Origin of the sequence: Fluviicola sp. (assembly GCF_030151805.1) — a bacterium.
In the GTDB taxonomy this organism is placed as follows: domain Bacteria; phylum Bacteroidota; class Bacteroidia; order Flavobacteriales_D; family Crocinitomicaceae; genus Fluviicola.
Genome location: NZ_JASLCN010000279.1, coordinates 1 through 8,906, shown reverse-complemented (window position 1 = coordinate 8,906; position 8,906 = coordinate 1). Strand labels below are relative to the sequence as shown.

Here is an 8,906-nt window from a genome sequence, read left to right as displayed (position 1 = left end):
CATGATGGTGGTTAGCTACAGAAAGAAACCGAAGGTAAAAGATGATTCCAATAATAATGACATTATCGGGATGTATGCTTTTGATTCCAAAATGGATAAAGTTTGGGGGAATGAGTATGAAATGCCATATACGGAAAGCTTGATGGATAACCTGGATTTCACGGTAGATTCAGATGGAAACGGTTACTTTTTGATCCGGAAATACAAAGAGGAAGTTACCCGTAAAAACAGAGAGATGGCTGACAATCAAAGTTTGGCGATTTTGATTGCGAATTCGGAAGGTGGTTTGAATGAAGTTGAATTCAACTTGGGAGAATATCTGACTGACGGTGTTTTTATGAAAGAAAATAAGGATGGAAATATCATTTGTGCCGGATACTACCGTAAACCTAAATCCTATGGAGCTGACGGAGCTTTTATTACAATCCTTGATAATAAAGGAAACTTAAGTACTCCGAAGTTTTATGAATTCTCATTGGACTTCATTAAGAAATACAAAAAGATTTCTGAGAAAAGACAAGAGAAAATGGAAAAAGCAGATGTGGATGGTAAGTTGGCAATGATGAACCTGACGATGCGCAATATCCAGGTATTGGAAGACGGAGGAATTGTTTTAGGGGGAGAAATCTTTTACATTACAAGTACAACTGACCCAAAAACAGGAAGAACAACATATACGTATCATTATGAAGATGTGGTTCTTGTTAAAATCAACGGGGATGGTGAATTGGGATGGATGCAAAAATTCCCAAAGAGATCAATAACCGAATCATTCAGATTGTTTGTTTCCGCAAAATATACTTACGCTTTGTTTTTGGATCCTGTAAGAAATGCCTCCATGACAGAATCCGGGGAGATCACAAATCCGGTTCGAGGAGATTATGTTACTGCGCACAGAGTGGATAATCAAACCGGTGAGAGAAAGTATCTGCCGCTTTTTGATTTGAGAAAAATAGATGGAATTTCAGTTTATCAATATGGATTGAACAGGGTGATTCCTTTAACGGATAATTCGTTTGCGATTGAATTATACATCAAAGGAAAAAGTGATATGATGTTCAAAGTAGAGTTTGAAGAGTAAATTGCTGTAAATCATGAAAGAAAAAGCCGTTGGAATTTCCAACGGCTTTTTTCACCTCATTAAATACATTTTTCCGAAGTTCTTTTTGAAATATTGATCGGCTCCTGATTCCCGGTGCTTGATATCTTCACCCTGAATTTTGGCTTTTACCTGGTAGAGGTATACACCATTTGCAAGTGGATCGCCAAATTCATCTTTTCCATCCCAGGCGTAATCCGTAATGTTTCGTCCGATCCGGATCAATCCCAATTCGTCTTCAGTAATTTCCCTTACCACTCTTCCCGATACAGTCATAATTTGTATAATGATATCGTCCGGAACTTCTGTACCGGTCAGCGTAAAGACAAAACGGGTGCTCGTAGAAAACGGATTCGGATAGTTCATCATTTGCGTAATGGAAGATTCCCGGATCACTTCAAAATTCACTTTGTATTCGTAATCTCCGGAAATATTTCCCGAACGGTCACTTCCCTGCACAAAAAGTTGATACATTCCGTCATGAAGGAATTCCTTCGGATAAACGATTTTGAATTTCAGATTTTGACTTGTAGCCGGATACCATTGAAGAATCGTATTCCCGGAAGCATCAATAAACGGAACGCGTTTCTGAACTCCATCCGGTCCGGTTAAATAAATTCCGAAAAGCGTTGTGTCAGAAATATTATCCATGACCCAGTAAGGGTTATCATCCTTTAATGTAATGAGGATTTCACTTGTGGGATCCACAATATCTCCGTTCAGGATATGCATCCCGTTGAAAGTCACATCCAGAATCGGGTTCTTGTCATCTGAAACCACAAAAACAGGAAGCTGTAAAATGTTGTTGTAATGATATTGCTCCAACTGATCGGTTTGAACCAAAGAACCATTCACGTAAGGATTCACTTCCATCCAAAGCGTATTGTATCCCGGAGTTCCGACCGAGCTGAAATGAATGGTATCTCTTAAAACCTGGTGTACTCTGAGAGAATCCTGTCGTGGATAAGGAATGATGTGCTGGATGTGGTCCTGGTTATCCAGCCAGTAATTGATCAATAGAGAATCCATCGGGAATTGACTGACATTCACCACATCTACGGCAAAAGCGAAATCCTGACCCTCGTGAATCGTATCTCCGGAAGATGCGTAATATCCGTTACTTCCATCAATTGCAGCTTCGGGAACCGGCTGATATAAGACGTGAATCCGATCAATTTGAGCCGGAGTCAGATTCGTTTTATCTGAGTTGGTAATCCCGATTCTGATTCTTGGATATTGAGCCGCATCTACGATGTTCTGAAGATGAATGATTGAATCATTTGGAGTGAAAACGGTATCAATAATTCCTGCGGGTGCATTGAATAAATCGTACTTTTCAATAAAAATGCGTACACTGTCTGTTGAAGGAGATTCCAACGAGTCTCTTCTCCAATACAAGGTTTCCCATTTGAAAGCCGGACCGATTTGTGGTGTTTTTTCCACACCAATATATGAAGGTTTCAGAACATCGACGTCGATTTTGATTTTCGCAACTCCAGCTGGAACATCGTTGGTGATTTCACTGTCTGTCCAGAACTTTACCTGGTTCATGGCAGTTGTTCCTTTCTTAAAGAAAAGTGCAAAAGGTTTGTCTGGTTGTGTACTGTTAACAGACGGAAAACCCAGGTTTTGAAACATGGTGTAGACATTTGGATTATTAGCTGTCCACGAACTGAAATAAGTTGTAAAAGGCGTGTACATCAAAACGTAACTGCTGTCGGGAATTCCATTTTGAATCATGTTCATGAAATTGGCCATTGATGCAGGGCTGGTCTGATTAAATGTGAAGTAATACTCGAAGCGATCCCGGCATCCGGCCCCTCCGACACTTCCCAAATTATTCAGGTTACCAAAATTCATGGACGGATCGTTGTTGCTGTTTGACGGTGTTCCGTTTCCACAGCCCGGACAATGTGTTTTCCATGGATTCAGTGTAATATTGTTGACAACAGCAACATAGATGTAAGGATTGTATCCGCAGGTTGCATAATCCACAATGCTGTGATCAATGCTCCAGGAATTAAACAACGATTCATAAGCATCACTCGTTTCCATGACCTGGATTCCTATTTTGTGCCAGTCATTCAGAATAAAATCCCGTTTTCGAAGGTTTCTGTTGTAATCAATCCCTGAAAAAGAGTTATTCTTGAATTGGAAGAAGTGATCCTGTCCCCAGCCCCATTTATTGGGAATGTACTGAAACGAATATTCTGCCCAGCTCGGAGTTGTTGAATCAACGGAAACCCTCCAGAAATAAACAGTACTGTCTGTACAAACCAGGGGAAAAGGACTGCCGCCTGCTGAAAGCCATTGATTCGGTGCTACTTGTTTGACACCTCCCAAACCGGTAACGGAGAATTTCCTTAATTGCGGACTATTATAAGTATCAGTCGTGTCGAGCTCAAACAAATACGTATTCATTTTTGCAATCGGATTGATCGTACTGGCTTTTACCGTTACTGTATCGTACGGAATGACAGCATAATTGTAAGGCCAGACAGGAAGCATTCCATCGATGTTCAGGAAGAAATTAGCTGTAGCACGGTTATTGTTAATTTCCTCGTATTCCTCCGCGTAAACATTTGGAATATCTGCTGTAATGGTGAAGCTGTTTACTCCGGCGCTGATTGCAGCCTGAAGCGGGAATTTTTTTGTAATGGTCGTATCATAGTTTAAGTGTGAAATAAACAATGATTTGACAGAATCCACGTTGCTTCCCGGAAAATCGCGTCTGATTTCAACATAAACCGGCGTTTTAATCGAAGTTCCGAGGTTTCGGACCGTAAATGTCAGTTCAATGCTGTCTACTGCTAAATTGACATTGTTCGGAGTTAATTTAATTCCTGAAACGGGAATGTCAATTTCAGGCTTTTTGCTTCCGTTTACTTTGATCATCGGATCGCCATGCAGTGTCATTTGCGTACATGTGGATTCGTAGTAAACACTTCCGATTGCTAAGTTGCTGTAAATCTGCTGCAAGTGATAGATCGTGTTTTTGATCTGATCACCAAAGGTGTGACGGTAATTTTTGTAGGAAAATTCCCTGTAAAGTTCGGTTGAATAAATCGCAAGAGGGGAGTCGTACCCGACTGAAATAGTTGATAGAAATGCAATGGCTCCCTCATTGGGAATATTCACGAAGTTTTCAGAAGTAGAAGTACCTGTTTTAAAAATGTTCCCGTTGTAACAGGAGTTTCCAATGATGATCGGATACTTTCCGGAGTTGTTCCAGTTGCTGGGATCGTCAATGTTGATCTCAAAACCATTATTTGAAGCAGCTGCATGCCCGAAAAAATTCATGATCGAAACCCCGTCTTCAATTTTTTGAGTAACACTGTTAACAACATTCGGGTCGAGCGGATTACTGGAAGTTTTAAAGTAATTGGTAACCTTTCCCGCAAAAATGGTGTCTTCAGCAATGATTTTCATCCCGTTCATGAAGCTTTGAAATAAGCCCTGTTGCAAAGCATCGGAACCTCCTACGAAATGCAGAATCTGTTTCTGCCAATTCATGGTTTCGGCAAAATTCAACCCCAGATTACTTTGAAGAGCTTCATACTGGATGATCTTTGAAAGATAGTTCTCCAACTCCAGATTGGTCATAACAGAAATACGGCCTGTCGGGACAAGTGGTGTCCATTTGAATTGAGGAATTAAACCCGCAGTAATTGCGATATCACTTGCCGGAAGTCCAAGAGGAGGTACGAGGCAATGAACATAGTTCGGTGGACTGCTTCTTGTTTCTGCAACGGCAACTCCTTTACCAATTAAGAACAATCCTTCGGGTTTTTGAGCGCTGTTTCCGTAAATGAAATTGACAAATCTGCGAATGGAAACAGGGTGTTTAATAACTCCGCCCCCGAATTGCAGGTATAATTCTTCAATATTCGCTTTAATAACATGGTGTGCTCCACCGGCAAGAGAAGTCCGGTAATTAACGTAAGAATCAGTTCCGCTTGCAAGTACAGGATGGTACACGAAAATCAATGCAGAATCAAGGTTCATGGCGCTGAAATCTGTGAATGTTCCTGATCCGTTTACAGCTTGCATCGAATGGATGCTCAGTGCTGCGTTCATGTCAACCACCAACACTTCGGTTTCGCTTTTGGTGGGATGGTTTGGAACAATGAATTGAAGTAACCCTCCGCCAACAGTGGGTATTTCAAATCGCGGAACCGAGCCGAAGCTTAAAACCAAAGGTGCGGCTCCTGCATAATTTGCAAGATCTACACGACTTTTAAGCGTTCCGTTCTGTACAAAAAAACGATCAAATCCCTGACCGCCGCTACTTGGGATTCTGGGATAGGAAAGAGCTGCATAGGTAAATATCTGCCGGTCAACAGAAACATTCAGATCTGCAATAATTTCATGATGAATATTCGTTGTTCCGTTCGTCAGGTCAGAAGCAGCAAAAACAGAGTTTGTTTTAACCTGGTAATATCCTACGAAACTGGTGTCTTTGATTAATAAGTTTCCTGTTCCGAAAGAGAGTTTGACGTGATGATTGTGTCCCAGCGGATTATTGAAGCTTCCGTACGAATTGGAGGAAACACGGCATTCTATTTTTACCGGAAGTGCGCCAGCTCCGGTAAAAACAGCCGGAGTTGGTATGGGAATATCAGCGGAAACATCGGTTGAAACCGTACTGAGTTCTGTGTATCCGTAACCTTCTCCCCGGGAATAAATAGAGCCGGATGCCTGACCTTCAACAAGTCCTTCGCAATAAGAATTGGAAAAGTTTGTCCGGTATTCGGATCTGACGAAAGCACTTGGTGAATAATTGGAATAGTTTTGATCTGGTTGTAATGTGAAACGAAGACCATTCCCGGCATTTTTCCAGGAAAAAAAATACGTAAGGGTATCGCTGACCAAACTGAATCCGGGATTCCCCATCACTGCAGGATCAGGATACATGACTGAATCGAGCCAGCCGTCGTTACGATAGGCATAAAACAAGAAGTAATCTCCCGGATCAAAGGAATTGTCACCTCCGTCAATCATATAAACAGGAACTTCTTTGTCTTTTCCGAAAACTTGAAAACTTGCCGGATTTACTCCTGAAACAGGAATGCTATTGGCATTTAATGTGGCATAATCAACTTTGTAGAGCCCGTTTTGAGTGATTTTGAAACTGTAATACTTTTGAGAAAAATCAATCCACTCATTTCCATATGGCTGACTCCATGCAAAAACGAAAGGTAGAAGCGTAAGTAGTATTAAGTAGAGTTTTTTCATAGGCTCTTCTTATTCATCTGTTTTTACAGCAGCGTTTTTAGGTTTATTCAATGCCAAACGCAAGGAGATAACATGTGAATACAGTGCCGTTGAAGCATCACCGATATCTGTAAAAGCATAATCTAAATATACGGCTTTAATATGTAATCCGATTCCAATATTTGGTTGGATGGTTAACTTCTTTGAGTCATCGAAATTTTTGATATACTGCATGTTGGAAATTCCACCTCTCAAAGTTACCAGGTCTTTGAAGCCGAATGCGATTCCGAAGTGCGGATCGAAACTGACGACATTGGTTTTCAAAATCGTATTTCGTTTACCATCCGTTGTAATGTCCAAATCCACTTCTCCCGAGACATAAATTCCTTTCTTTCCGAGTGGCTGCTTGTAGTAAGTTCCTAAAATAATTCTGGGAAGTGTTAATTCCAGTCCGTTTCGGGGAATTTCGTTTCCGGTAAGTGTAAAGACTTGTTTCGTCTGATCATCAAGGGTGAAAATCCAGGCATTAAAAGTCGAAGTGATATCACGGATTACAGCTCCGAATTTCAACCGATCACTTTTTTCATAGGTCAATCCGGCATCCAAACCGAAGCCCCAGGATTTTGCAAAATTTCCGACTTTCCGGTAGATGACTTTGAAATTTCCTCCCAAGGAAAGTCCCGGAATTTTTGTTTTACGGGCATAGGAAAATAAAAAGGCGTAATCTGCTGCTGTAAAAGTGGTGATCTTATCGTAATCTATTTTTCCTTCGTTGTCGATCAGCTGCGTGGTGTTTGGAATGTCATCTACTGCAAAACGGATCACAGAAAGTCCTACGGCGCTTTTTTCATCTATCTGATGTGCTAGTCCTAAATAATCATATTTGGCAATTCCCGCAAAATATTCCGAGTGCATCAAGCCGATATCCAGCCATTTGTTGGTTCTTGTCAATCCTGCAGGATTCCAGTATCCGCTATTTACACCGCTTGTCTGAGCAACAACCGCATTGGAAAGTCCAAGTGCTTCGGCGCCAATACCGATCGCTAAAAATTCATTGGAATATTTCGGAGCCAGAGAACCTTGTCCAAACGAAAAGAAGGTGCAACAAAAGATGCAAACAATTAGGTAAAATCTCATAGTATTTAAGTTCCTCACGAATGCTATTAACTGCATCTTTTATAAAAAATTGTGCAATTGGTTGTAATATTGATCAAATCGAAGCGTAAATTTACACCTTTTCGAAAGATTTAAACTAACAAAATATTCATTACCCCGATGAAAATGTTCAATATCCCTAATTTATTTACTGCTAGTAACATGCTCTGTGGAATTTTTGCCATCATTTTAGCATTTGCAGGTAGAATTGATATCGCACCTTATTTCATTTTCCTGGCAGCAGTACTGGACTTTTTCGACGGGTTTTTAGCACGACTTTTAAAACAACAAGGAGAACTGGGAAAACAACTGGATTCTTTGGCGGATATGATTTCGTTTGGATTGGCGCCGGGGATTATTATGTTTGTTCTGATATTAATTCAACAAAAAAACATTGACATTGCTCAATCAACTGCAATGTTAAATCTGTTCATGAATGTTGAGCTTTATAATTTGGTTAATGCGGATTTAAGCAATAAACTCCCCTTTGTGGCACTTATCATTCCGTTCTTTTCCATGTTCCGCCTGGCAAAATTCAACATTGATACGCGTCAATCCGAATCATTCATTGGGTTGCCAACTCCGGCAAATACCATCTTTTTCATGGCGTTTCCGTTGTTGTTATCAAAATACGGAGGAACAACGGGTTGGGAGCATGATCTGATTATGTGGTTGATTCAACCGGTGGTTTTGATTCCGATTGTGGTCGTTATGTCGCTTTTATTGGTGGCTGAATTGCCGCTTTTTGCTTTGAAATTCAAGTCTTTCAAATGGAAAGGGAATGAAATCAGATACATTTTCTTAATAAGTTGTGGAATACTTATTTCAACTTTATTGATTTGGTCCATTCCAATTATTGTACTTTTGTACCTGTTATTATCATTTATTCAACACATTCTTCGAAAAAATCGAACGCATGAAATTCAAAGCTGAAATCGATGTGATGCCATTAGAGGCATTGTTAGACCCACAAGGGAAAGCAGTTACTAACAGTATGCCGACAATTGGCTTGCCTGAAATTACAGGTGTGCGGGTTGGAAGACACGTACGACTTTTCGTGGATGCACCTTCAAAAGAAGCAGCAACTGAGAAAGTAGAATTGGCTTGTAAGAAATTACTTGCAAACCAAATCATGGAAAGCTATTCTTATACTGTAGAGGAGGCGTAAGCCATGAACCGGTATTCAGGTCGAAATCACATTGGTTATCAGGAAAGTGCTCTTGGTAACCATGTTTTTTTTGGAATAGATCCAACAACAAACAAACCGTTTGAAATGGCTTTTCACCAGGCAACTGCCGAAGAGGTAGATGACGCGCTGGAAAAAGCAAAAAATGCATTTGAGACCTACCGCCGGATTTCAATAGAGAAACGTGTTCTCTTTCTCAAAGAGATTGCAAACAAACTTCGCCAGAATAAAGAAGAACTGATTCATTGGTTT

Annotated in this window: 6 protein-coding genes; 4 read left to right on the top strand and 2 right to left on the bottom strand. The window is 40.5% G+C overall.

Going from position 1 to position 8,906, the window contains the following annotated elements:
• A partial coding sequence (locus Q1V93_RS10625) for a hypothetical protein (protein ID WP_300664509.1) occupies window positions 1–1,081 on the top strand: 1,081 nt, incomplete at its 5' end.
• Window positions 1,082–1,132: 51 nt separating this feature from the next.
• Here Q1V93_RS10625 and Q1V93_RS10620 read toward each other — a convergent pair.
• Together Q1V93_RS10620 and Q1V93_RS10615 are read right to left on the bottom strand one after the other, a co-directional pair.
• Window positions 1,133–6,334 carry a C25 family cysteine peptidase gene (locus Q1V93_RS10620; RefSeq protein WP_300664508.1) on the bottom strand — a complete coding sequence of 1,734 codons (5,202 nt, stop codon included), beginning with the start codon at window positions 6,332–6,334 and terminating at the stop codon, window positions 1,133–1,135.
• A 9-nt stretch (window positions 6,335–6,343) separates the two neighbouring features.
• On the bottom strand, window positions 6,344–7,450 hold the full coding sequence (locus tag Q1V93_RS10615; RefSeq protein WP_300664506.1) for a hypothetical protein: 1,107 nt from the start codon (window positions 7,448–7,450) through the stop codon (window positions 6,344–6,346).
• A 138-nt stretch (window positions 7,451–7,588) separates the two neighbouring features.
• On the opposite strand from Q1V93_RS10615, the gene Q1V93_RS10610 reads away from it, so the two are divergent.
• The 3 genes from Q1V93_RS10610 to Q1V93_RS19390 all read left to right on the top strand — a co-directional run.
• On the top strand, window positions 7,589–8,401 hold the full coding sequence (locus tag Q1V93_RS10610; RefSeq protein WP_300664504.1) for a CDP-alcohol phosphatidyltransferase family protein: 813 nt from the start codon (window positions 7,589–7,591) through the stop codon (window positions 8,399–8,401).
• Window positions 8,385–8,636, top strand: coding sequence for a phosphoribosylformylglycinamidine synthase subunit PurS (gene purS, locus Q1V93_RS10605; protein ID WP_124746592.1), 252 nt, complete (start codon window positions 8,385–8,387; stop codon window positions 8,634–8,636). The genes Q1V93_RS10610 and purS overlap by 17 nt, the downstream gene beginning before the upstream one ends.
• Before the next feature lie 3 nt (window positions 8,637–8,639).
• The coding region (locus Q1V93_RS19390; RefSeq protein ID WP_367183787.1) for an aldehyde dehydrogenase family protein at window positions 8,640–8,906 on the top strand (267 nt) is incomplete at its 3' end.